At 36.1% G+C, this 24,887-nt stretch carries 21 protein-coding genes, 1 tRNA gene and 2 pseudogenes; 14 read left to right on the top strand and 10 right to left on the bottom strand.

Features of this window, described 5'->3' with window-relative positions:
- From A9G47_RS05120 to aas, 6 genes and pseudogenes are all read right to left on the bottom strand, one after another.
- On the bottom strand, positions 1-801 hold the full coding sequence (locus A9G47_RS05120; protein WP_065580682.1) for a PTS mannose/fructose/sorbose transporter subunit IIC: 801 nt from the start codon (positions 799-801) through the stop codon (positions 1-3).
- Positions 802-821: 20 nt separating this feature from the next.
- Positions 822-1,364, bottom strand: a pseudogene (locus tag A9G47_RS14885) (PTS system mannose/fructose/N-acetylgalactosamine-transporter subunit IIB); the annotation flags it as partial.
- Positions 1,365-1,420: 56 nt separating this feature from the next.
- Positions 1,421-1,796, bottom strand: a pseudogene (locus A9G47_RS14880) (PTS sugar transporter subunit IIA); the annotation flags it as partial.
- Between the two features lie 153 nt (positions 1,797-1,949).
- Entirely contained in the window at positions 1,950-2,855 is a 906-nt protein-coding gene (gene murQ / locus A9G47_RS05110) for an N-acetylmuramic acid 6-phosphate etherase (protein ID WP_065642350.1), read from the bottom strand.
- A complete protein-coding gene (lplT, locus tag A9G47_RS05105; protein WP_065566342.1) occupies positions 2,842-4,029 on the bottom strand; it encodes a lysophospholipid transporter LplT in 1,188 nt (395 codons plus the stop codon). The genes murQ and lplT overlap by 14 nt, the downstream gene beginning before the upstream one ends.
- A gap of 15 nt (positions 4,030-4,044) precedes the next feature.
- Positions 4,045-6,186 carry a bifunctional acyl-ACP--phospholipid O-acyltransferase/long-chain-fatty-acid--ACP ligase gene (gene aas / locus A9G47_RS05100; RefSeq protein WP_065566343.1) on the bottom strand — a complete coding sequence of 714 codons (2,142 nt, stop codon included), beginning with the start codon at positions 6,184-6,186 and terminating at the stop codon, positions 4,045-4,047.
- A 196-nt stretch (positions 6,187-6,382) separates the two neighbouring features.
- On the opposite strand from aas, the gene A9G47_RS05095 reads away from it, so the two are divergent.
- Positions 6,383-7,357: an ornithine cyclodeaminase family protein gene (locus A9G47_RS05095; RefSeq protein ID WP_065642349.1), complete on the top strand. Its 975-nt coding sequence runs from the start codon at positions 6,383-6,385 to the stop codon at positions 7,355-7,357.
- A gap of 74 nt (positions 7,358-7,431) precedes the next feature.
- On the opposite strand, the gene gpsA is transcribed toward A9G47_RS05095, so the two are convergent.
- From gpsA to A9G47_RS05080, 3 genes are read right to left on the bottom strand one after another with little or no spacing between them, the layout of a single operon-like run.
- Positions 7,432-8,448 (bottom strand): NAD(P)H-dependent glycerol-3-phosphate dehydrogenase, encoded by a 1,017-nt coding sequence (gene gpsA, locus A9G47_RS05090; protein ID WP_176700658.1) that lies wholly within the window; start codon positions 8,446-8,448, stop codon positions 7,432-7,434.
- Positions 8,449-8,488: 40 nt separating this feature from the next.
- A complete protein-coding gene (gene secB, locus A9G47_RS05085) occupies positions 8,489-8,956 on the bottom strand; it encodes a protein-export chaperone SecB (RefSeq protein ID WP_065642348.1) in 468 nt (155 codons plus the stop codon).
- Between the two features lie 25 nt (positions 8,957-8,981).
- Positions 8,982-9,422 (bottom strand): rhodanese-like domain-containing protein, encoded by a 441-nt coding sequence (locus A9G47_RS05080; RefSeq protein ID WP_065580687.1) that lies wholly within the window; start codon positions 9,420-9,422, stop codon positions 8,982-8,984.
- Between the two features lie 130 nt (positions 9,423-9,552).
- Here A9G47_RS05080 and A9G47_RS05075 point away from each other — a divergent pair, with 130 nt between their 5' ends.
- The 12 genes from A9G47_RS05075 (at position 9,553) to fruA (ending at position 23,821) form a co-directional block, all read left to right on the top strand.
- On the top strand, positions 9,553-10,506 hold the full coding sequence (locus A9G47_RS05075; RefSeq protein WP_065642347.1) for a DUF4952 domain-containing protein: 954 nt from the start codon (positions 9,553-9,555) through the stop codon (positions 10,504-10,506).
- A 226-nt stretch (positions 10,507-10,732) separates the two neighbouring features.
- Entirely contained in the window at positions 10,733-12,142 is a 1,410-nt protein-coding gene (gene glnA, locus A9G47_RS05070) for a glutamate--ammonia ligase (protein WP_065566349.1), read from the top strand.
- A gap of 62 nt (positions 12,143-12,204) precedes the next feature.
- On the top strand, positions 12,205-13,254 hold the full coding sequence (glnL, locus tag A9G47_RS05065; RefSeq protein ID WP_065642346.1) for a nitrogen regulation protein NR(II): 1,050 nt from the start codon (positions 12,205-12,207) through the stop codon (positions 13,252-13,254).
- Positions 13,255-13,265: 11 nt separating this feature from the next.
- Entirely contained in the window at positions 13,266-14,720 is a 1,455-nt protein-coding gene (gene glnG, locus A9G47_RS05060; protein ID WP_065642345.1) for a nitrogen regulation protein NR(I), read from the top strand.
- A gap of 217 nt (positions 14,721-14,937) precedes the next feature.
- Positions 14,938-15,891, top strand: a complete 954-nt coding sequence (locus A9G47_RS05055) for a siderophore ABC transporter substrate-binding protein (RefSeq protein ID WP_141674816.1) — start codon at positions 14,938-14,940, stop codon at positions 15,889-15,891.
- Positions 15,892-15,902: 11 nt separating this feature from the next.
- Complete coding sequence (locus A9G47_RS05050; protein WP_065566376.1) at positions 15,903-16,859, top strand: ABC transporter permease; 957 nt, start codon at positions 15,903-15,905, stop codon at positions 16,857-16,859.
- Positions 16,849-17,820: an iron chelate uptake ABC transporter family permease subunit gene (locus tag A9G47_RS05045; RefSeq protein WP_065580691.1), complete on the top strand. Its 972-nt coding sequence runs from the start codon at positions 16,849-16,851 to the stop codon at positions 17,818-17,820. The genes A9G47_RS05050 and A9G47_RS05045 overlap by 11 nt, the downstream gene beginning before the upstream one ends.
- A complete protein-coding gene (locus A9G47_RS05040) occupies positions 17,817-18,572 on the top strand; it encodes an iron ABC transporter ATP-binding protein (RefSeq protein WP_065642344.1) in 756 nt (251 codons plus the stop codon). Before A9G47_RS05045 ends, A9G47_RS05040 begins: the two co-directional genes overlap by 4 nt.
- Before the next feature lie 175 nt (positions 18,573-18,747).
- Positions 18,748-19,770 carry a catabolite repressor/activator gene (gene cra / locus A9G47_RS05035; protein WP_065642343.1) on the top strand — a complete coding sequence of 341 codons (1,023 nt, stop codon included), beginning with the start codon at positions 18,748-18,750 and terminating at the stop codon, positions 19,768-19,770.
- Positions 19,771-19,983: 213 nt separating this feature from the next.
- Positions 19,984-21,180 carry a fused PTS fructose transporter subunit IIA/HPr protein gene (gene fruB / locus A9G47_RS05030; protein ID WP_065642342.1) on the top strand — a complete coding sequence of 399 codons (1,197 nt, stop codon included), beginning with the start codon at positions 19,984-19,986 and terminating at the stop codon, positions 21,178-21,180.
- The gene (gene fruK, locus A9G47_RS05025; protein WP_065642341.1) at positions 21,180-22,115 is read left to right on the top strand and encodes a 1-phosphofructokinase; all 936 of its coding nucleotides are present in this window, start codon (positions 21,180-21,182) and stop codon (positions 22,113-22,115) included. Before fruB ends, fruK begins: the two co-directional genes overlap by 1 nt.
- Positions 22,116-22,123: 8 nt before the next feature.
- On the top strand, positions 22,124-23,821 hold the full coding sequence (gene fruA, locus A9G47_RS05020) for a PTS fructose transporter subunit IIBC (protein ID WP_065566357.1): 1,698 nt from the start codon (positions 22,124-22,126) through the stop codon (positions 23,819-23,821).
- A 58-nt stretch (positions 23,822-23,879) separates the two neighbouring features.
- Here fruA and A9G47_RS05015 read toward each other — a convergent pair whose 3' ends face one another.
- The gene (locus A9G47_RS05015) at positions 23,880-24,458 is read right to left on the bottom strand and encodes a TIGR00730 family Rossman fold protein (protein WP_065642340.1); all 579 of its coding nucleotides are present in this window, start codon (positions 24,456-24,458) and stop codon (positions 23,880-23,882) included.
- A gap of 144 nt (positions 24,459-24,602) precedes the next feature.
- Here A9G47_RS05015 and A9G47_RS05010 point away from each other — a divergent pair.
- A tRNA-Asn gene (locus A9G47_RS05010) sits at positions 24,603-24,678 on the top strand.
- Positions 24,679-24,887 lie beyond the last annotated feature (209 nt).

Here is a 24,887-nt window from a genome sequence, read left to right as displayed (position 1 = left end):
CTAGTAATCATTTAAAATATCATCAAGTGGATCACCTTTGCTACCACCATTTGATGAATTGCCTCGTTCTGAAAGATTAAGATAAATCAATGCTAATGCGAAGCCTAAAGCACCAAGTGCAATTAGTGTTAATTGCGATATCGCAGCAACGACAAACCCGATAATGAAAAAAGGCCATACTTCACGATTAGCCATCATATTAATCACCATTGCATAGCCGACAGCAACAACCATACCACCACCAATGGCCATACCAGTTGTTAACCATTCAGGCATTGCATTTAATGTCGCCCTAACAGTTTCTGCTGGGATGAATAATAAAGCCGCAGCAGGTATAGCGATACGTAAACCTTGTAAACAAATACCTAAAATTTGTAACCATTCAATTTTTCGAATATTGCCTTCAGTTGCTGCAGCATCCATCATATGCACTAAAGGAACGGCAATTGTTCGTACAATCATAGTTAAGAATAAACCGGCTACTGCAAGTGGGATAGCAACGGCTATAGCAGTAGATACACCAGCGACACCTTGCCCGCCTAACACTAAAATAATCGATGAAGCAACGGCTGCCAATGCTGCATCAGGTGCTACCGCTGCCCCGATATTGGCCCAACCCAAAGCAATCATCTGTAATGAGCCTCCCAGCACAATACCAGCCTCTAAATTCCCTGTGACAAGACCAATCAAAGAGCAAGCAACTAACGGTTGATGAAATTGAAACTGATCTAAAATACCTTCCATACCAGCTAAGAAGGCAATAACTATCACTAAAATGATAGCAATAATGGATAATGTCATAATATAACCTCTTAAATAAACTAATTCTTTTGCTGAGCTAATTCTGCTTTCGCTTTTTGCAATAATTCGTCCATATTACTGTTAGAATCATTGGGGACTTTGCGAACATCAAATTTCACGTTTTTAGCTTTTAATTTTTCAAATGTATCAACATCGTCAGCATTCATTGACAATACTTTATTAACCATGACTTTACCTACCGAATGCGCCATTGAACCGATATTAAGAGTATCAATATCAACACCGCCGTCTATGGTTCGAAGTACATCTTGTGGATTTTCAAATAAAAGTAATGCTTTGGTATTACCAAAACGCGGATCGTGTGCTACTTCGATAATCTTTTTAATTGGCACAACATTTGCCTTAACGCCAGGCGGTGCAGCTTCTTGAATAAGTTTTTTTCTTAATTCATCTTTTGCAACGGAATCAGAGACAACAATAATACGGTTAGGATTGGTTGATTTTGTCCATGCTGTTGCAACTTGCCCATGTAATAGGCGCGAATCAACCCGAGCTAAAACGATTTTCATTTTACCCTCACCAATTACTGTTCCTTCAGGAATCGTATTTGCAGTTTTCGCATTGGTAGCGGTTTGCTCTTGTATTTTGACAGTTGTTCGAACGCCTTCTTTACTTGGTTCAATAATTGCGGTAGCGATTTCTTTGGCTGTTTCCATTGAAAAACGGGAAGAATAGGCTTCAATTAACATTGGTAAGTTTAAACCCGCCACAATAGCCCAATTATCATGTTCTCCACATAAATTGTTAGCTTGATTAAATGGTGTTCCACCCCATAAATCCACTAAAAACAGCACTTCACTTTGATTATCAAATGTTGCTATTGCTTCAAGCATCCTTTCTTTTAAACTTTCAGGACTATCACTTGGATGCAAGGTAACGGCTTTAACATTATCTTGCTCGCCAAATATCATCGATCCTGATTGTAAAATACCTTCTGCAAACTCACCATGAGTTGCTAGGAGAATTCCAACCATAGCTTTTCCTCCAAATTTTATATTAATGACATAATATAAAAGTCTATATAATGAAAATATTGGGTTAGTTTACACCACAAAATAAGTTAAGACATATGTGCTCATCACATTTTGAGAGAAAACTTAAATTTTTTATTGCTCATCAATGCAAGGTTAGGTTGTTTGTAGGGCTTGGCGAATAAAACCATGGGCTTGGGTTAGTTTTTTCTTCGCCTGCTCTGCATTTAACCCCGAAAGAATCATCAAAATAGCGGTTTTACAATGCCCGTTACTTTTAGCCAATGCGGTAATTGCTTCTTCACGGCAGCAAGTGGTTGCTTGGGTAACAATAGATATTTGTCGTTCAATAAGTTTGGCATTAGTTGCCTCAACATCAACCATTAAGTTTCCATAAACTTTACCTTGTTTTATCATGCTTGCTGTTGTTAACATGTTGAGTACTAATTTTTGTGCAGTGCCAGCTTTCATTCTTGATGAGCCAGTAATCACTTCAGCACCGACAATTGGGGTAATGGCGATATTAGCTAATTTAATCATTGGGGATTTTGGGTTACAACATAAACTAATCACTGTTGAGCCGATTGATTTAGCATATTGCATACCGCCTATAACATAAGGTGTGCGCCCACTAGCGGCAATGCCGACTAAAATGTCATTTGAATTAAAATTAATTTTTTTAAGATCATTAGTTGCCAACTCAGGGTTATCTTCAGCATTTTCAACTGCCTTAAGAATAGCCGGCTGACCACCAGCTATTAATCCAATGACTTGTTCTGGCGATGTGCCGTATGTCGGTGGGCATTCACTTGCATCTAAAATGCCTAATCGCCCTGAAGTGCCAGCACCGATATAAATTAATCGACCTTGATTTAAAAAAGCTTGACTAATTGCATCAACAGCTAAGCTAATATTGGCGAGTTCTTTTTCAACTGCTAGTGCTACTTGCTTATCTTCATTATTGATAATTTTAAGTATTTCAAGCGTTGAACAGCTATCAATATTTTCACTGTTTGGATTGCGACTTTCGGTTACCATTCCTAAAAGATTAATTTGTTGCATACTTTCTTAACCTTAACCATAACAAAAATATTACGATAGCAAATAAGCTACCAAAGCCAACACCTATAGCAATAACGGACAAATTCAGCGCAACTGCTAATGTATAACCCCCTAACATGACCATCATCGAGGTATACTCAATTAAATTCTGCACAGAAATTACACTGCCAGCTCCCACTAATCCTTTACCTATTTTCTGAATAAAAGCGTTTAATGGTACTAAAAACAGGCCGCCTAGCGCGCCAATGGCAATAAGCAAAATATAAGATGAAATTATATTACTTTGTAATGTAAAAGCGATTACAGCAATTCCCATCATGATACCCGCAGGGATGCAACGTAACGTGTTGTTAATTGATATAAATGTACTTGCTAATCCTGCACCAATAACAATGCCGATAGCAACAATCGCATTGAGATTTGTTGGTGTTGCATTGTCATGAATATTTAAAACAGCAGGAACCCAACTAATCAACAAAAACCGTAAAGTAACACCCGCTCCCCAAAACAGACTAGTGCCTAATAATGTCAATGAAAGAAGTTTATTCGTAAAGATGATTTTAACTGTGTTAGCAAAATCCTTTACCATACTATTGGGTTTCCATGAAGTATTTTGTCGTGCGACAGGTAATTTAGGAATAAAAAAGTTAGCAATAACCGCAAGCCCATATAGTAGTACGCAAATAAGTAAAGATGCGCTTACATTAAGATCGGCAATATGTCCACCAGCTAGTGAACCTAGTAAAATGGCGGCAATGGTTGATGCTTCAATTAACCCATTTGCTTTAATCAAATTATCGCCCGAGGTAAGCTCGCCTAAAATTCCATATTTAGCTGGAGAGTATGCGGCAGCACCAATACCAACTAAAAAATAGCCGACAAAGGGGCTGATGTTTAAGCAAATACAAGCGGTACCGAGTAATTTTATGCTATTTGAAATCATCATGGCCTTGCCTTTTGGCATGCTGTCAGCAAATTGCCCAACAAACGGCGAAAGGATGATAAACGGTACCACAAAACTAATTTGTAATACCGATTGGCTCCATTCTGGGTAGTGCAACTTTTTAATAAAAGCAAGAATAGCAAAAAAAATTGCATTATCAGCAAATGCTGAAAAAAATTGTGCCAGCATGGTAGCAACCATGCCTTTATTTAATAGTGAATGTTGTTTCATGTAACACCCTTTAGCTTATTCTTCAGCCATCTTTCGTAAGGCAATAAAATCAATTTTACCTGTACCTAGTAGGGGTAACTCTTTAACCACACGAATATCACGAGGAATAGCTAATGCTGGTATACCAAGTTCTTGAGCTGCTTGATTAAGTAGCTCTCGATCTAATTTTGTCGAGGTAGTAAATAGAACTATCGCTTCACCTTTGGCAACATCTGCTTTCACTGTCGCACCGTGCATTGCATCAGGGTCAATTTTTTTTGCTAAAGTCTCAACACTTTCTAGTGAAACCATTTCGCCCGCAATTTTGGCAAACCGTTTTAAGCGTCCTTTAATTTTGATAAACCCATCATTATCGATAGCAACAATATCACCAGTATCATACCAACCTTTTTTAGACTCCCCATGTTCATCGACTGCAATTGGCTCTTCAAGTACTCCAGGGTTTTCAACTCGTAAATAGCCTTTCATCACATTAGGGCCTTTAACTTGCAATTTACCGCCATCACTAATGCCTGGAACGTGAATTAATCTTGAGCTCATACCCGGCAATAAGCGCCCGACGGTACCTGTTTTAAATGCCATTGGTACATTCAGCGATACAACTGGTGCGCATTCAGTAACGCCATAGCCCTCTAAAATACGGATTCCATATTTATCTTTCCACTGTTCTCGTACTGCGTCTGATAATTTTTCTGCTCCAGCAACAACATAACGTAAACGCATAAAATCATATGGGTGAGCGTAACGAGCATAGTTTGCTAAGAACGTTGGTGTGCCAAATAAAACGGTACAGTTCTGGTCATAAATAATTTCAGGCACCATACGATAATGTAATGGATTTGGATATAAAAATGTACGGCTACCAGAAAACAACGGTAGAAATAACCCAGCAGTAATACCAAAAGCATGGAATAGAGGTAGTGCAGACATAAAACGATCAGCAGGCGTTGGATCAATAACTGTTCGGATTTGTTCAACATTAGCAAGCAAGCTAGCATGGCTATGAACAACACCTTTAGGATTACCTTCTGATCCAGATGTAAACAATACTAGGGCTTCATCATCACTAGTTTGAGAATGTTTAACTAAGCGTGGGATATAGTGATGAACTAAAACATAAAGTTTGTCTTTAAGGGTTAAAGTTTGGCGTAAATCTTCAAGGAAGCACCATTTAACACCTTTTATTTCATCAAGGAGATAATCAAGTTTTCCTTTGCGAATAAATTTGCGTGAAGTAATGATAGTTTTGATTTCGGCCGCAGTAATTGCACAAATTAACCCTTTGGTGCCAGCGGTATAATTGAGCATTGCTGGAATTCGATTTTTAACCGATAAGCCAAAAATTGTTGCAACAGTAATAGTTGCGTTAGGTAATAAAACGCCAACACGTTCTTTTTTCTGGGTAATTTTAGTAATAATGCAGCTAATACCTATGATTTGTTTTAACAAATTACGATAAGATGCTTCGTGAGTTGTGGGGTCTTGCACCATACGTGATTTAATACCATAACGAACTTGAGCCTCAAGTAGCGCTTCAAATAACGTTAATTTTGGGCGACTTGCCATACGGGCATTCATCATGATTTGATGAAGTTTCTCTCCTGCAATATAACGTTTTTCGCTAGCCTTCGGTGCATCAGGCATAGCAATAGAAGTTGGTTCAAGTACATGAATAGTTATTTTAGGAAATAAACGGCGCTTAAATAGCCCTTTTAAACGGCTGGTTAGTGTAAATTCAGCTCCTTCAATCCAGATGGGCACTATCGTTGCTTGAGAACGGGCTGCAACAAAAGCAGCACCATCATAAATTTTCATTAATGACCCAGTGACAGTAATTCTTCCTTCGGGAAAGATAACTATCGGGCGACCTTTTTCAACTTGGCGTACTAATCGCTTGATTGCCATTGGGCTAAGCGGATCCATTGGCACAAAATCAACGTAACGCTTTGCATAGCGGACTAACCAGTGATTTATATAACCTGCATAAATAGCAAAGACGGGTCTTATTGGTAAAAACACACCAATTAAAATACCATCAAGAAAAGATACATGGTTAGGTGTAATAAGAAGCTTGTTTTGTTTTAAATTGTCAAGATTACCGTGAATTTTGACGTGGAATAAAGTCTTTAAGAAAAATTTTAATATTTTAAATAACATCGTATTTCTCTATTAGCGTGCCAAATTGCACTGTGTAATAATAGTTAAAATGCATAAAATATACAAGAGATGTAATTATTCTTAGTTTTTATTATATAAATCATTTTGTTATAAAGTAATTGGAATGATTGACTTGAAAGTTAGATAATAGATACTAATCATAGAATAAATCTGGGAAAACCAGTAAGGAATAAAAATGCTGATTTTAACGGCTAAAGATATTGAAAAATTTTATACCATGAAAGATGCTGTAGCTGCTGATAAACAAGCTTTAAAAATCTACACTGAAGGAAATAGTGATGTACCACTGCGAATCAATTTTGATATGCAAAAAGGTCAATGTTTATTTATGCCTGCTCATATTAAGGATCAAGATATTGCAGGAATTAAGATTGTCTCGGTATTTCCTGATAATTCAAAGCTAGGTAAACCATCAGTACCTGCTCAAGTGTTAATGCTAGATCCAAAAACTGGTGAGGTTTGTGCCTTGTTAGACGGTACTTTTGTTACTCAGCTTCGAACAGGTGCTGTTCAAGGTGCGGCAACGGATTTGTTGGCTCGTAAAGATGCTCGTCGTGCAGTATTGATCGGTACAGGTGGCCAAGCGATATCTCAATTAGAAGCAATGTTAACGGTTCGTCCGCTTACAGATGTGGCTATTTTTGATATTGATATACAAAAAGCTAAGCGGTTTACTGATGAGGTAAAATGTCGTTTTTATCATTATTCTACTCATTTTTATTTTTCACAGGATTTGGATGAAGACATTAGCCTAGCTGATATTATTACTTCTGTTACTACATCAAAAGTGGTGACATTTAATGGTGATAAAGTAAAGCCTGGTACGCATATAAATGGTGTTGGTGCTTATACTCCACAAATGCATGAAATCCCTCAAAGTATTGTTGAAAAGGCCGATATTCGTGTGCTTGATACTAAAGAGGGGGTATTTGCAGAGGCTGGCGATATTATTGACCCAATTAAACAAAATCTGGTATCAGAAGATGATTTTTTAGAGTTGGGGGATTTAGTCATCGATCCGACACAATGCCGACAAAATGAGGAGCAAATTACGCTATTTAAAACGGTCGGAACGGCTGTACTAGATGTGTATATTGGTTATGATATCTACCTCAAAGCAAAAGAAAAAGGAATAGGTCTGGATTTATAGTAATTGATATTTGGGCTGGAATGCGATTTTTTTATCAAAAAGTTTTTTAGATAGATGCGTGTTTAAGTATAAAACTAGCTTTTTAGCTCTTCTTTTTGTGAGCGCCCAAGTAATGTCATGGCTGCTTGTTTTGGATCTTTATGCTGATAAAGGACTTGGTAAATTTGTTCAGTAATTGGCATATCTATATGATATTTTTGGGCTAGTAACCAGACTTCTTTTGTGTTTTTGCATCCTTCAACAACTTGGGCAATGGCATTTTGAGCTTCTTCAATAGACTTATTTTGTCCTAATAATATGCCAAAACGACGATTACGAGATTGATTATCTGTACAGGTTAAAACCAGATCCCCAAGTCCAGCCATTCCCATAAAGGTTGCAGGATCTGCGCCTAATGCTGCACCTAATCGCATCATTTCAGCAAGCCCACGCGTAATTAATGCAGTTCTTGCATTAGCACCGAAACCAAGTCCATCTGATAATCCAGCGCCAATGGCAATCACATTTTTTATCGCCCCCCCAAGCTGTACACCAACAAAATCTTTGCTGCTATAAACGCGGAAGCTTTTACTGCAATGGAATAATGTTTGCAATTGATTTAAAAAATGTTCATCTGTTGATGCAACCGTTACCGCAGTTGGTAATCCAGATGCGACCTCTTTAGCAAATGTTGGCCCTGAAATCACGGCTAATGGAACTTTATCGCCCAAAATTTCTTTTGCTACATCTTGTAGTAATCGGCCTGTATCTACTTCCAACCCTTTTGTTGCCCAGACAATTTTAGTATCTTGGCGTAAAAATGGTTTAATTTGAGTCAGAATACTTGCAAAAGCGTGGCTAGGTACCACAATAAGTAAAATTGGAGCGGCTGAAACCGCTATTTTTAAATCACTTTCGATTTGTAACAGATCAGGAAATGGGATATCTGGTAAAAATTGTCTATTTTGTCTTTCATGCTGCAAAATGGTCATTTTATCTGGGTTATGACCCCATAATAAAGTTGAATGCCCATTTCGTGCCAGTAAAATAGCTAAAGAGGTTCCATAAGAGCCTGAGCCAATTACTGTTATTGCAGCAGTTTTTTTCATAATAACTCAATAAACTTATTGTTAATTGTCTGAAACACAATAATTATTGCAATGTTTCAGTTGATTCAGCTTGTTGTTGAAGATAATTAATGAATAATGCCTCAAAATTTACTGGCTCTAAATTTACTTGAGGAAACGTGCCTTTATTAACTAAGCTTGACACAACTTCTCGAGCATAAGGGAACAAAATATTTGGGCAATAAGCACCAACACAATGTTGAATTTGACCTTCGTCGAATCCAATAAGTGAAAAAATACCTGCTTGAGTCACTTCACAAATATACACCACTTCGTCTTGTTGCTTTACCGTCACAGTAACGCGTAACGCAATTTCGTACACATTTTCACTTAAAACTTGTGACGATGAATTTAATTCTATATTTAAGTCTGGTTGCCACTGTTTTGTAAAAATTTCAGGAACATTATTGGTTTCAAATGAAACATCTTTAGTATAAATACGTTGAATTGCAAACTGTGTTTCGGGTTGTTGCGTATTGTTTTGTTCTGTCATGATAAAACCTTATTTTTAAATTATATTATTTTCTAACGAGTGGTAAATTTTCGCCATTCCATCCGGCAATACCGTCTTTTAATGTAAAGACATTTAAGAAACCTTGTTTGACAAGTATTTCACCTATACCTGTTGATGATAAACCATTTTCATCAACCAAAATAACAATGCTTTCTTTAAATTTTTCAATTATTTTTGCACTCGCATTTTTAATATCGATAGGTAAAATATTGTGAGATTCAGTGATATGCCCTTTTTTAAAGTTATCGGCAGAGCGAATATCAATGATAACAGCATTTTGCTTATTGATCATATGGATTGCTTGAGCATTATTAATAATTTTAACCTTAGATAGTTTACTTTTAATGGTTAGCACAATAATTGCAATAAACAGAACAATCCAACCTAAAGAAAGTAAAAGATGATTTTTTACAAAAGGTAGTATTTCGAGTGTTATAAAGTCCATATTTGTATGATTACCTAGTCATTTCAATATAAGGTGAGATTATAACGATATTATGCACTGAAATACAGCACCAATAAGAAAATCTTGCTATTTTATAAATTATATTTATTTAATTTTAAGGAATTGACTAATGAAATTGAAATGGCTTATCTTTTTGGCGTGTGTCTTATTTTCCATTATTCCTCAGGTATTTGCTGATGATTATTATGAATCTAATAAATTTGATACTCAAACTATTGAAGCAGAATCTTTATTAGCTAATTATTATTTAGAAAATGGTAATTATCTTCAAGCTTATGCTGAATATGCTAAATTGATGAAAAGAGATCTTAGTTTTACAAAAAGATTTTACATACAGAATACTCTTGCTTGGTTAATAATAAATGGATATGGCACTAAGCAAGATGTATTTAAGGCAATTGATCTTTATTATGATTCTTATCGTGATTTTAATCGATTTAATCATGATTTGATGATTAGTGAGGTAAATGCAGTACAATATATGAATCAGCAAGAAAAATTGTGGAATTTAATGTTTGTTGATATTGTTTCAAATAGTCATTATGTTTCAGCAAAGCAAAAGTCAGACTTATTTGCCATTTTATTTCCTAATAATCCACATGCATTAACTCAATTTAATAAACAAATTTCTGAGTTAAAGAGAACAAAACTTCGTAACGTAAAAATCAAACATTCAGAATATTTCCCACACTATTACTATGATCCTGATTTGACTTGTCGTGATTTTTTGCGTGAATTTGATGCAGATGCGCCTGATTTCTTCAAACATAATGATTGCATACAAAATGATGAAGGGCAAGGAAAACCTCTTGAAGTTATTTATAAAATTGAAGGTAAATATGCAAAACAAGCACATCAGTATTTAGCTAACACCATGGGAATAGGTGAACTTAAATTAATTTGCTGTTATTTGGGCACGGATGTTTATCCTTCTACATCTTTTGTAAATCCTAAAGATCATATGCTGTATAAAGTGGTATTTAGTTCAGAAGAAACGATTAAGTATGACTGGAATAAAAAAACTTTTTATTTGAGCGTTGAAGCACTGCGAGAAGATATATAGGATATAAAAATTGATTTTAATTTTTTATACGACCATTTTTGTGCATTATTTTGGTGCTAATTGCATTGTTTTGATGCAACTGTAATATTTATGTTACTATAGCTACTTATAAAGCCACTAAAAATAGAGTTAAAAAATTGGCATTAAATTTGCATTCACTATAGCAACTTGGTAAGAATACCTTAAAAACTGAATAATTATTATTTGTCCTCAATGGAGAAGATACATGTCTACACAAAAAGTTTTATCACTAATTAAACAAAATGATGTTAAATTTGTTGATTTACGTTTTACCGATACTAAAGGTAAAGAACAACACGTTACTATTCCTGTTAGCCAAATTGACGCTGATTTCTTTGAAGATGGTAAAATGTTTGATGGCTCATCAATTGCTGGTTGGAAAGGGATTAATGAATCAGACATGGTATTAATGCCTGATGCTTCAACAGCCGTTATCGATCCTTTTTTCGAAGATGTGACATTAAATCTCCGTTGTGATGTTTTAGAACCAGCGACGCTACAAGGCTATGATCGCGATCCACGTTCAATCGCTAAACGTGCGGAAGATTATCTAAAATCATCAGGTATTGCCGATACTGTTATTTTTGGGCCTGAACCAGAATTTTTCTTATTTGATGATATTCGTTTTGGCTCGCCAATGTCAGGAAGTTTTGTGCATATTGATGATATTGAAGCGGCGTGGAACTCAGGTACTAAATATGATGAAGGTAATAAAGGGCATCGTCCAGGTGTTAAAGGCGGTTATTTTCCACTTCCACCGGTTGATTCATCACAAGATATCCGCTCTGAGATGTGCTTAATTATGGAGCAACTTGGCTTAGTGGTTGAAGCTCACCATCATGAAGTTGCAACAGCAGGTCAAAACGAAATTGCTTGTCGTTTTAACACGTTAACTAAAAAAGCTGATGAAGTACAAATCTATAAATATGTAGTACAAAATGTGGCACACGCTTATGGTAAAACCGCGACATTTATGCCAAAACCGATGTTTGGTGATAATGGATCTGGTATGCACTGTCATCAATCGTTAGCAAAAGATGGAGTCAATTTATTTGCTGGGGATAAGTATGCAGGTCTTTCGGAAATGGCATTATTTTATATTGGCGGTATTATCAAACATGCTAAAGCGATTAATGCATTTACAAATCCCGCAACCAATTCTTATAAACGCCTAGTTCCTGGTTATGAAGCGCCAGTTATGCTTGCTTATTCTGCACGTAACCGTTCCGCATCAATTCGTATTCCTGTTGTTACCAGTCCTAAAGCGCGTCGTATTGAAGTTCGCTTCCCAGATCCAGCAGGTAATCCATACTTATCTTTTGCTGCGCAGTTAATGGCTGGTTTAGATGGCATTATCAATAAAATTCATCCTGGTGATGCAATGGACAAAAATTTATACGACTTACCGCCAGAAGAATCTAAATTAATTCCTCAAGTAGCAGGTTCGCTTGAAGAAGCACTTAATGCATTAGATGCGGATCGTGAATTTTTAACACGAGGGAATGTATTTACTAATGATACTATTGATGCATACATTGATTTAAAACGTCAAGATGTTGATCGTGTACGTATGACTCCTCATCCAGTTGAGTTTGAAATGTATTATAGTTTATAAGGTATTTTAAACGTTAAGCCACCGTACTTGCGGTGGCTTCTAATCAGGACGGGAATCCAACGATGATATTTGATAGTGAACCTGACGCTAATCTTGTTCTTGATTCGATGATTACAAGTATTTTATTACTCGATACAAAACTTAATATTCTCTATGCCAATACGGCTGCACAGCAATTATTAGCTCAAAGTTCTAAAAAAATATTAGGAAGCCACCTGACCGATTTAATTGGTTATTTCTCTTTAGATATTGATTTAATGCTAAGTGCATTAGCTCAAAATCAAGGTTTTACAGACAACGAAGTCAATTTAGTGATTAATAATGAATTACATATTTTATCATTGACAGCTCAACTATTGGGTGGTGCTCGAATTTTAATTGAAATGGCTCCTTTAAATAACCACAAACGCCTTAGCCAAGAACAGTTGCAACAAGCCCAGCAGAGTGCTGCTCGTGAATTAGTTCGAGGCCTTGCTCATGAAATCAAAAACCCACTAGGTGGACTTCGAGGTGCAGCTCAATTATTATCACGAGAGCTACCCAAAAATGAATTGCAAGATTATACAAAAGTTATTATTGAACAAGCTGATAGATTAAAAAAGCTTGTAGACAGATTATTAGGCCCACAACAACGATTGCAACAAAAAGAACAAAATATCCATCAAGCAATAGAACGTATTTATGCTTTACTCTGTTTGGAAAAACCGATCAATATTGAAATTCTGCGTGATTATGATCCAAGCTTACCCGATTTAATTCATGATTCGGAACAGATCGAGCAGGTGATTTTGAATATTGTTCGTAATGCTTTACAAGCTATTGGTTCTAAAGTTGGCAAAATTATCATTAGGACACGAACAGCTTTTCAGGTTACCTTACATGGTCAGCGCTATCGGCTTTGTGCTCGTATTGATATTGAAGATAACGGACCAGGAGTTCCTATTCATATCCAAGATACCTTATTTTATCCTATGGTGAGTGGCTATGAAGGTGGGACAGGCATTGGTCTTTCTATTGCGCATAATATTGTTGATCAACATCATGGTAAAATTGAATTTAATAGTTGGCCGGGGCATACAGAATTTTCTATCTATTTGCCAATTAGGCAGTGAGGTAAATTAAAATGAATGTTTGGATTGTCGACGATGATAGTTCTATTCGCTGGGTATTAGAAAAAGCATTAACGAATGCACATTTTAACTGTGTTAGCTTTGCCAGTGGCCAAGAAGTTATTGAGGCATTAGATACACATGAGCAAAAACCTGCTGTATTAATCTCCGACATTAAAATGCCGGGGCTTGATGGTTTAACATTGCTCCATCATGTAAAAGAGCAAATGCCAAATTTACCTGTTATTATTATGACAGCACATTCTGATCTTGATGCTGCAGTTAATGCTTATCAAAAAGGTGCTTATGATTATATCCCAAAACCTTTTGATGTGGACGAAGCGATTCAACTTGTTGAGCGGGCTATTTTACAAACTCAGAGCAACAAAAACAGTAATAATACGCCTGCGAAAGCATCAGCAGGTATTATTGGTGAAGCCCCTTCCATGCAAGAAGTGTTTCGCATTATTGGGCGATTATCTAAATCATCTATTAGTGTGTTAATTAATGGTGAATCAGGAACAGGTAAAGAGTTGGTTGCTAAGGCATTACATACTCATAGTCCCCGTTCTCAATCACCTTTTATTGCGTTAAATATGGCAGCAATCCCTAAAGATTTGATTGAAGCTGAGCTTTTTGGCCATGAAAAAGGGGCATTTACAGGGGCAACTCAAATTAGACATGGGCGTTTTGAGCAAGCTAATGGCGGTACTTTATTTTTAGATGAAATTGGCGATATGCCACTTGATGTTCAAACTAGACTATTAAGGGTGCTTGCAGATGGGCAGTTTTATCGTATTGGTGGTTATTCACCTGTAAAAGTGGACGTTCGAATTATTGCTGCAACCCATCAAAATTTAGAAGCAAGAGTAAGAGAAGGTAAATTTAGAGATGACTTATTCCACCGTTTAAATGTGATTCGCATTTTGCTCCCGCCATTGCGTGATAGAGCGCAAGATATTCCAAAGCTTGCTGATCATTTTTTACATACAACAGCTAAAGAATTAGGTGTAGAAAGTAAAGTATTTAGCCCTGAGGCATTAGGTGTTTTATGTAGGTTTAATTGGCCAGGCAATGTGCGTCAGCTTGAAAATGCTTGTCGTTGGGTGACGGTAATGTCTTCAAATCAAGAGGTTTTAGTTCAAGATTTACCACCAGAGTTATTGCCGTTATCTGCTACCAAAACTATCATTACAAATGAAACAATGGCTTTGTCCGAAAATGACTCTTCTCAGCAAGAAGCAGATTGGAAAGTATTATTAGCACAATGGGCAAAGCAAGCTTTGATAGAGGGTAAAAATGGCATTTTGACGGAGGCAATAAATGATGTTGAATACATCTTATTAAAAAGTGCACTCAATTTTACCCGTGGTCATAAACAAGATGCCGCTTATCTCTTAGGCTGGGGGCGAAATACATTAACTCGAAAACTTAAAGATTTATCGCGTGATCCCAATAAAGTTTTCTAACTATTAACATGAATTATGCTATCGAATAAATCGATAGCTGTTTAGTCTATTTACCCTTTCGTATTTATTTCATCTGCCTCTAATAATATATTGCTTTGTTAAATATATAAAGTTCATTGAACCCTGCCTATTTTTTGGTTACAATCATGATGTAAATGATAATTATTATAATCATCGTTTTATAGTTTTTTATTTAGGCTGATAATTAGGAGTTATAATGTATTCATATATTAAAGTGAAATTTTTAGTTTTACTTACCGCATTACTTGTTTTAGTTGGGTGTGACAATAAAAAAGAACCGCAAACACCAGCAAATACGATTACTGTTGAACATGTGCAAGGTAAAACAGATATTCCTGAAAATCCGAAAAAAGTTGTTGTTTTTAATATTGCAACACTTGATATTATTGATGCTTTGAATATTCCTGTCTCGGCTGTTCCTCAATCTGATGTACATTTACCAGATTTCTTATCTAAATATAGCGATAAAGCCTATACTAATGTTGGAACCTTATTTGAACCAAATTATGAGGTATTAAGCTCAATTCAACCTGATGTTATTATTGCTGGTGGTCGTGCAACTGATGCTTATAAAAAATTGAATGATATTGCTCCAACACTTTCTTTAGATATTGATCCGAAAGACTTTTTAGGTAGTTTAACCCAAAGAACAGAGCAATTAGGCACTATTTTTAATAAACAAAACGAAGCTAAAAAACTTATTAATGATTTTAATCAAAAAATTGAACAGCTAAAACCAAAGACAAGCGCGGCAGGCAGCGCATTGGTGATTATGGTTAATGGTGGTAAAATGTCGGCTTATGGTCCAAAATCTCGTTTTGGTTTTGTGTTCGATATACTTGGTTTTCAACCAGCAACTACGTTCCAAGAAGCTGGTTATCATGGTAATGCCGTGACCTCAGAATTTATCCTAAGTGTTAACCCACAATGGTTGTTTGTGTTAGATAGAGATAATGCAATCGGTAATAAAGAAGCACAATCAGCACAGCAAGTACTAAACAACGACTTAATTCAAAAAACAGCTGCATGGCAAAATAAACAAATTATCTATTTAGATTCAACTTCAATGTATATTGCAGGCGGTATTCAGACTTATAGTCGTTTAATGGATCAAATTAGCGAAGCTTTACAAAAAACATCAACGAATTGATGTGAGATATGATTAAATCGTTTTATTTTATTGCAGGCATTTTCATTTTATTCATAATGACTGCAATAAGCTTATTTATTGGCGCAGGGCATGTGACACTGTTTGAGCTGTGGTCTGATAGCCATATGCGCGAGATTTTTTTTGTCAGCCGTGTGCCAAGAACTGTCGCTTTATTATTAGCGGGAAGCGCGATGAGTGTTGCAGGTTTAATTATGCAACTGTTAACACAAAATCGATTTGTTGAACCGTCGTTGGTTGGTACAACGCAATCAGCTAGCCTTGGTTTATTAGTTATGATGGTTTTAGCGCCTGGCGCAAGTGTTATGGCTAAAATGGTCGTTGCTAGTTTGTTTGCTATGATTGGTACAATGATTTTCATGGCAATTTCTCGAAAAATAATTTTTAAATCAGCTTTAATGGTTCCCCTGATTGGTATCATGTTAGGGGCGGTTATTAGTGCAATTACTACGTTTTTTGCCATGTATTTTGATTTATTACAATCACTTGGTGGTTGGGAATCGGGTGATTTTTCAGGAATTTTGCAAGGTCGTTATGAACTATTGTGGCTAGTTGGTGGATTGACGTTACTCGCATGTTGGAGCGCAGATCAATTTACGGTAGCAGGATTGGGGCGTGATTTTTCGATCAATGTAGGGCTTAATTATCGTCGTGTTATGTTAATTGGGCTTATTGTTATTGCATTAATTGGTGGTATTGTCGTTGTCGTAGTGGGTGTTTTACCATTTTTAGGATTGATTGTGCCAAATATTGTTAGTTTATTATTGGGTGACAATGTTCGTAAAACTATTCCGTGGATCTGCTTGTTTGGTAGTGGTTTAGTTTTAGTGTGTGATATTATTGGGCGTGTTATTCGCTATCCATTTGAGATCCCTGTTAGTGTGATTCTTGGCGTAATTGGCGCTATTATTTTTTTAATATTATTGAGTCGAAAACGCCATGTTAGTTAGCCAAAAACGTCATAAGTTGTGCCAAAAAAGAGTTTTTCTGTTGTTTATTATTGCACTAATTTGCGTAACTTGTTTTATGACCTTTGGTCTTAAAGGTAATATTAACTATATTTTGAAGCATCGTTCATGGATTGTGCTCACTATGATAGTAGTTGCTTTTTCGGCAGCAACATCAACATTACTTTTTCAAACCGTCACCAACAATCGAATATTAACCCCATCTATTATGGGATTTGAATCGCTTTTTGTATTAATTCAAACCATTGTCATCTTTTTTATTGATTCACAAGCTATTCCCTATATTGGTATTATTGGAAAATTTGTATTTGAATCACTTTTATTAATCTTATTTTCTCTATTTTTGTATCGAGGTTTGTTTACTAAACTCAAGCAAAATTTACATTTAGTATTATTAATTGGTATCATTTTAGGCACATTATTCCGTAGTTTTTCTAATCTATTACAGCGACTAATGACACCAACTGAATTTGCTGTGTTACAAAGTCGTATTTTTGCGACATTTACACGTGCAGAGCCAGTGTTGGTCATCTTTTCATTAGTGGTTGCCACAATTATTGGTGTCGTTTTATGGCGAATGCGATTTAAATTTGATGTGCTTGCGCTGGGACGCGATAATGCAATAAATCTTGGGATTAATTACCATAAAAGTATCACGGTTGTTTTATTGCTTGTCTCGATTTTGGTATCGATATCAACGGCTTTAGTGGGTCCATTTACTTTCTTAGGTCTTTTAATTGCTAATTTAGCTTATAGCGTTAGTGGCTCTAGCCAGCATCGTTTTTTACTTCCTACCGCTTTTTTATTAGGCGTTGTTTTTCTAGTTGGTGGACAAATGTTTTTAGAGCGAGTGTTAAATATGGTTGGAGCATTATCTATTGTCATTGAATTTATTGGTGGTTCTTTGTTTATCTTCTTATTATTGAAAAAGGTTCAAAAGTGATAAAAATTGAGAATGTTTGTAAAAATTATCAAACAATACCTGTATTGCAAAATGTTAATGCGACAATTACACAAGGTGGCATTACTGCTATCATTGGTCCAAATGGGGCAGGTAAGTCAACGTTACTATCAATTATAAGTCGACTTTTATTAGCCGATGAAGGGCAAGTTAAAATTCAAAATATGGATGTTGTTAACACACCCAGCGATAAACTAGCTACCTATTTATCAGTATTAAGGCAAGAAAACCGCTTCACCAGTAGATTAACTGTTTTTGAATTAGTTGGATTTGGGCGTTATCCCTATAACAAAGGGCGATTAAATGCCGATGATTATAATCATATACATCGGGCACTTGATTTTTTAAATCTTACTGAATATAAAGATCGCTTTTTAGATGAATTATCTGGTGGGCAACGGCAACGAGCTTATGTTGCCATGGTGCTGTGCCAAGATACTGAATATGTATTACTTGATGAACCTCTTAATAATCTTGATATGAAACATGCGGTAGCCATGATGAAGCAATTACGCCGAGCAGCAGATGAGCTAGGTAAAACTATTGTGATTGTTATTCACGATATTAACTTTGCGTCGGTGTATTCAGACTATATTTTAGCGATGAAAAACGGCAAATTAATTTATCAAGGAGCTCCCAAACAGATCATGAGTTCAAAAATTTTAGAAGATATATTTGATACTCCCGTTAACATAGAAAATATCAAAAACCAGAATATTGCTGTTTATTACTAATTATTAAGCTAATAGCTATAAGCAGAATATAGATATTGGTTAAATTTTTCTTTTTTGGGTAAGAAAACAGTGTTTAATTTAATAATTTTCAAGCAAACTATAGCACTCATTAGGGGGTAACAGTTTATTGTGACCCATATTTTATTGGCTACTATACTTATGCTGAGATAAAGTTATGAAATTAGAAGAAATAGCGTTTTTAGCTGGTGTTTCACGAACTACAGCTAGTTATGTGGTGAATGGTAAAGCCAAAACATATCGGGTTAGTGACAAAACAATTGAAAAAGTTATGTCGGTGGTAAAAGAGTATAATTACCAACCTAATGTTGTTGCAGCAGGCCTTAGAGCAGGTAAAACACGAACTATTGGTATTATTATTCCTGACTTAGAAAACAACAGTTATACCCGCATCGCCAATTATTTAGAGCAATTGGTAAGAAAGGAAGGATATCAATTATTATTGTCATGTTCTGAAGATAATCCACAAATCGAAAAAGAATGCGTTAAGCACCTTCAACAACGCCGAGTTGATGCTTTGGTTGTTTCTTCCTCTTTTGTTTCTGAACAAGATTATGCCTTTTATGATGATTGGCAAAACTCTGTAATCCCCCTATTTGCATTAGATAGAATATTATCAACTGCTACATTTAGAAATATTGTAGGTGCCGATAAACAAGATGCTAAAACGTTAGCTTGTACATTTAGTCGATTTGTTACAGGAGCTGTTGCTTATATCGGCGCCTTACCTAATTTATCGGTGAGTCAACTTCGTATGGAAGGTTTTAAAGAGGTTGCTTCAGATCGTTTTAATCAGGTTGATTTTTTGTGTGCGCATAATTATAGTCGCCATGACGCTGAAGTGGCTTTTAGCTATTGGCTTGAAACCCATGATATTCCAGATGGTATTTTCACAACTTCTTTTTCATTATTACAAGGTGCTATAGATTCAATTTTAAAAAAATTCGGCCACTTACCTGATAACCTAACTATTGCAACTTTTGGTGATAATGAATTGCTTGATTTTTTACCATGTAAAGTTATTTCTCTTTCACAAGACCATAAAGAAGTGTCGGAAGTGACGATAAAATTATTACTAGATAGCTTACATAAAAAAAGCTACGAATCGGGAACAACTGTTATTCCTCGGCGTTTAATTTATCGAGGAAGTTTAAGTAGAATTTGCATTAACGATAAATAAAAATAACTATTTATTATATAATAAGCTTTGAATTTTTAGCCAAAAATAAGATCTAGATCACATATTATTTATTAATAGAAATAATTTATTTGATAATTTGCTCTTTTCTATTCATTATTGCTGAAACGATTCAATAAAATTATTAATTATAGGATTCATATTTGCTGAGTCATTTTAGTTGACCCAACATTTTAACCCAGAGGGATTTATTATATGTTTCATTTAGTTAAAGAAAACATCCATTTAAATGAACAAGCAACCAATAAAACTGAAGCGATAAAAAAAGTTGCTGCCGCCTTAACTAATGCAGGATTTGTTGAAGAAGGTTATGTTGATGGAATGCTTGAGCGCGAAACACAAGCCGCAACGTACCTAGGTATTGGCCTTGCGATCCCGCATGGTACAACAAAAACTCGTCATTTGGTAAAAAAAACAGGCGTGCAAGTATTTTGTTTTCCAAATGGTGTTGAATGGGGTGATGATGGTGAAAAAGCCTATCTTGCAATTGGTATTGCTGCAAGTTCTGATGAGCACTTAGAACTACTTCGTCAATTAACTCATGTACTTGGTGCAGATGGTGTTGAAGAGCGAATTAAAAATATTAAAACAACGGATGAAGCAATAGCTATTTTAACAGGCAAAACAAGCGTAGAAGATAGCCATTTTGCCATTAATTCATCATCACTATTATTAGATATACCTGTAGATAGTTTAGCTACTTTACAAGCGTTAAACGCATCACGATTAAAACAACAACAAGCTGTAAATACGCGTTTTATTACTCATGCCTTAGATAATAAACCAAACTATTTAGGTCATGGCGTTTGGCTCAGTGACAGTGCCGAAGGTAATCTAAAAAACGGCATTGTAATAAGCCGTACGATCAGTGATCTAAACGAAGATGGTCAGCCAGTTAAATTGCTTATTACAATGTCAGCTATTGATGATTCTGTTTCAGCGACAATCAACCAAATTGCGACCTTAGCATTTAATCAACAATTAGAGCAATTGTTAACGGCAAATGCAGAGCAGTTAATGCAGTTACTTGACCCAACTAAAGCATCATCTGCATCTCAAGCTGTAGATGCTGAAAAAGATCCGATACCTGTTTCTACTCCGTCAAGCGAAGGGTTAAGCCGTGAATTTGTTGTTCCAAACGAAAATGGTTTACATACTCGTCCGTCTTCTGTGCTAGTCAAATTAGTCAAAGAATTTAGCAGTAAAGTGACTGTTGCTAATTTAGATGGTAAAGGTGAGCCAGTGAGTGCAACCAGCTTAATGAAAATTGTTGCACTTGGTGCCAAAAAAGGGAGCCGATTACGATTTACCGCTGTGGGAGATGATGCAGAGCAAGCACTTGATGCCATTGGAAAAGCAATTGAAAGCGGTTTGGGTGAGGAGATAAATTAATGATTTGTCGTGTTGCAACCATAACATTAAACCCCGCTTATGATCTTTTAGGGTTTTGCCCAAAAGTTGAACTTGGCGATGTGAACTTAGTGCAAACAAATGCATTACTTGCTGCGGGTAAAGGCATTAATGTTGCGAAAGTGTTATCCGATCTAGATGTAAAATTAACAGTTGGTGGTTTTTTAGGTAAAGATAACCGCGTTGGCTTTAATTTATTATTTCAATCATTAAGTGTGGTAGACCAATTTCAAACTGTTGAAGGTCGTACACGTATCAATGTTAAATTGACTGAAGAAAATAGTGAAGTGACAGATTTAAACTTTTCAGGCTTTACTATTACTGAACAAGATTGGCAAAGTTTTGTCAACAACTCTCTTGAATGGCTAAAAGATATTGATTTGGTTGCTATCAGTGGTAGCTTACCAACAGGTGTCCCACTTGATAAATTTACAAATTGGATGGAGCAGGTTAAGGCAATTTGCCCCAAAATTGTATTCGATAGTAGCCGAGATGCATTAGTCGCGGGATTAAAAGCCAAACCATGGTTAATAAAACCAAACGACAAAGAGTTAGAAATGTGGGTAGGGCGTAAATTACCCACATTAGAAGATGTCAAAGAAGCAGCGATGGAGCTAGTTAATGACGGCATTGAAAATGTGGTTATCTCACTAGGAAGCAAAGGCGCTTTATGGGTAACTCAAAATGAAGCATGGTTAGCAAAGCCACCTAAATGCCAAGTTGTTAGCACTGTTGGTGCAGGGGATTCAATGGTTGCTGGAATAATGTATGGCTTGATGACTAGCCTATCAATCAAAGATACTTTAGTATTTGCATCAAGCGTTGCCGCTTTATCAGTTGAACAAGCAGGGGTTGGTATATCTGATCGTCAAGCTGTAACCAATATGATAGAAAAAATTGAAATAATTTCTGAATAGGAGTATTCATGAATATATATATTATAGAAGGTAATAATACAGGGCCAGTTAATGGACGTTTAGCTAAAGCTGAATTGGCTTTAGCTGCGCATGTATTAAATTTAAATGTGGTTGATAGTGCAACATCTGCTGATGTGGTGATTGGAGTTGGATCTGGAGCTATCAGTGATATATCTGTTGTTGGCAAAAAAGTTTATGTTGTTAATGATTTAAATCAAATTTTTGCTGATCCAAAACAAATTTTAACCGACGCACCAAGTAAAGCAACGGTTTATCAACAACCAACAGAAGCTGCTCCTACAGCAAATAATAATACAGGCGTAAAACGTATTGTGGCTGTTACCGCTTGCCCAACAGGGGTTGCACATACTTTTATGGCAGCTGAAGCTATTGAAGAAGAAGCAAAAAAACGCGGTTGGTGGTGTAAAGTCGAAACTCGTGGTTCGGTTGGTGTCGGCAATGAATTAACACCAGAAGAGGTTGCTTCTGCTGATGTGGTAATTGCTGCTTGTGATATTGATGTTGATTTAAGTAAGTTTACTGGCAAAAAACTATATCGTACTAAAACTGGTCCAGCACTTAAAAAGACCGCCCAAGAATTTGATAAAGCATTTGAAGAAGCAACAGTTTATCAACCGACAACAAGCGCTTCAACAGCTAAATCAAGCAATGAGAAAAAAGGCGTTTATCAACATCTATTAACTGGCGTATCTTATATGTTACCAATGGTAGTTGCAGGTGGTCTAATTATTGCACTTTCATTTGCCTTTGGTTCATTTGAAATGGTCGATGGCGTGCAAAAGTTAATTGGTGAACCACACTTAGCACAAATTGGAGGGCTTGCTTTCTCACTTATGGTGCCACTGCTTTCGGGGTATATTGCTTATTCCATTGCTGATAGACCCGGGCTTGCTCCAGGGCTTGTCGGTGGATTACTAGCAGTCTCGACCGGTGCAGGATTTTTAGGTGGTATCATTATTGGTTACTTTGCTGGTTACCTTGCACACTCAATTACAAAGTATTTACCATTACCGAACACTTTAGAAGCATTAAAACCAATCTTAATTGTGCCTCTATTTGCAACATTAATTACTGGTCTTGTGATGCTGTATATTGTGGGTACACCAATCTCATGGATAATGAAAATTGTAACGGAATGGTTAAATTCAATGGGTACAGCAAATGCAGTTATTTTAGGGGCAGTTTTAGGTGGTATGATGTGTACTGATATGGGTGGACCAATTAATAAAGTTGCTTATGCATTTGGTACTGGTCTAATTTCCTCTCAAGTTTATGCGCCAATGGCAGCCGTTATGGCAGGCGGTATGGTTCCTCCTTTAGCGATGGGGATAGCAACTCTAATTGCTAGCAAGAAGTTTGCTAAAGCTGAACAAGAAAGTGGTAAGGCGTCTTTGGTATTAGGTTTATGCTTTATATCAGAAGGCGCAATTCCATTTGCTGCGCGCGATCCATTACGTGTTATCCCATGTTGTATCATTGGGGGAGCAATTACAGGTGGTATGGCATTAGCCTTTGGTTCAACATTAATGACACCTCATGGTGGATTATTTGCTTTAGCTATTCCAGGTGTGGTTAAGCCAGTTGGTGGTTATTTGTTATCTATTGTTGTTGGTGCTGTGATTGCTGGCGTGGCATATGCATTTATTAAACAACCAGAGCAAACTGAAACGACAGCTACGGCCTAATATCTAATTATATAAATAAAAGCGCCATCATCTGATGGCGTTTTTTATTGTGAATAAATTATTTTTTAACCCAACGTTGTAAATCTTTGGCAATAAAGTTATCTATTTTTTGTAGTAAAGATTGCGAATTTTCCGAAACAATTAATGTTTGATAAAAACTATCTCGAATAAAGCCTTCATCCACAGCATGCTGTAAAAAATTAAGCATGGGTTGCCAGAATCCCATTACATCAAACAATGCAACGGGTTTTTCATGATAACCGATTTGCATTGCTGTCCACACCTCAAAAATTTCTTCTAGTGTGCCTGTTCCGCCTGGCATGGCAATAAAGCTATCAGCAAGCTCTGCAAGTCTTGCCTTGCGTTGATGCATATTATCAACTATTTCCAAACGTGTAATACCATGATGAGCAGTTTCAGCTTCGACTAAACGTTTCGGAATAATACCGATGACCTCGCCGCCATGCTCTAATACTGCATTGGCAATCACCCCCATTAAGCCTTTATTGCCACCGCCATAAATTAGACGTCGATTTTGTTCAGCTAAAGTTTTACCTAACAGTTCTGCTTGTGTACGATATTCAAAGTGGCTTCCATCATTAGCACCACAAAAAACACAAATATTTTTTTCATAAATTTTATTCTACCCGATATGTTATTTTCTTACTATTTTAGCACAGCAATCACTTTATTTGTTTACAAGCTGAGCAGTCGGTTGTGTTTAGTGTTTTAGATATTGACATAATCGCCATAGATCGTTAATATTTCACCCGTTAAGTGTTCCTCCATAGTTCAGTCGGTAGAACGGCGGACTGTTAATCCGTATGTCACAGGTTCAAGTCCTGTTGGAGGAGCCAATTACCTAATTTTTGTAGCCTGCTGATAGTCTCTTTTACTTCTTGCCAATTATATTTATTCATAGAGATTTCTTATCAATAGAAAAATATATTCATTTGTTTTAGTTCATAGTTATTAGATATTTTTCTATTTTTCTTCACAAAAAATAATTGAAGCTAAGTTACTTAGTAAAGTATATATAATACTATAATTAATGGGATTCTAAATA

It is taken from the genome of Gilliamella sp. WF3-4 (assembly GCF_001690275.1).
GTDB lineage: Bacteria > Pseudomonadota > Gammaproteobacteria > Enterobacterales > Orbaceae > Gilliamella > Gilliamella apicola_C.
The sequence above is the reverse complement of the archived record's forward strand: the minus strand, read 5'-3'. Positions and strand labels throughout refer to the sequence as shown.

Bases quoted from the DNA above. Each gene is read 5' to 3' on its own strand.
- A9G47_RS05120 (WP_065580682.1), bottom strand. From the start codon at position 801: ATGACATTATCCATTATTGCTATCATTTTAGTGATAGTTATTGCCTTC.
- murQ (WP_065642350.1), bottom strand. From the start codon at position 2,855: ATGCAACAAATTAATCTTTTAGGAATGGTAACCGAAAGTCGCAATCCA.
- lplT (WP_065566342.1), bottom strand. From the start codon at position 4,029: ATGAAACAACATTCACTATTAAATAAAGGCATGGTTGCTACCATGCTG.
- aas (WP_065566343.1), bottom strand. From the start codon at position 6,186: ATGTTATTTAAAATATTAAAATTTTTCTTAAAGACTTTATTCCACGTC.
- A9G47_RS05095 (WP_065642349.1), top strand. From the start codon at position 6,383: ATGCTGATTTTAACGGCTAAAGATATTGAAAAATTTTATACCATGAAA.
- secB (WP_065642348.1), bottom strand. From the start codon at position 8,956: ATGACAGAACAAAACAATACGCAACAACCCGAAACACAGTTTGCAATT.
- A9G47_RS05080 (WP_065580687.1), bottom strand. From the start codon at position 9,422: ATGGACTTTATAACACTCGAAATACTACCTTTTGTAAAAAATCATCTT.
- A9G47_RS05075 (WP_065642347.1), top strand. From the start codon at position 9,553: ATGAAATTGAAATGGCTTATCTTTTTGGCGTGTGTCTTATTTTCCATT.
- glnA (WP_065566349.1), top strand. From the start codon at position 10,733: ATGTCTACACAAAAAGTTTTATCACTAATTAAACAAAATGATGTTAAA.
- glnL (WP_065642346.1), top strand. From the start codon at position 12,205: ATGATATTTGATAGTGAACCTGACGCTAATCTTGTTCTTGATTCGATG.
- glnG (WP_065642345.1), top strand. From the start codon at position 13,266: ATGAATGTTTGGATTGTCGACGATGATAGTTCTATTCGCTGGGTATTA.
- A9G47_RS05055 (WP_141674816.1), top strand. From the start codon at position 14,938: ATGTATTCATATATTAAAGTGAAATTTTTAGTTTTACTTACCGCATTA.
- A9G47_RS05045 (WP_065580691.1), top strand. From the start codon at position 16,849: ATGTTAGTTAGCCAAAAACGTCATAAGTTGTGCCAAAAAAGAGTTTTT.
- cra (WP_065642343.1), top strand. From the start codon at position 18,748: ATGAAATTAGAAGAAATAGCGTTTTTAGCTGGTGTTTCACGAACTACA.
- fruB (WP_065642342.1), top strand. From the start codon at position 19,984: ATGTTTCATTTAGTTAAAGAAAACATCCATTTAAATGAACAAGCAACC.
- fruK (WP_065642341.1), top strand. From the start codon at position 21,180: ATGATTTGTCGTGTTGCAACCATAACATTAAACCCCGCTTATGATCTT.
- fruA (WP_065566357.1), top strand. From the start codon at position 22,124: ATGAATATATATATTATAGAAGGTAATAATACAGGGCCAGTTAATGGA.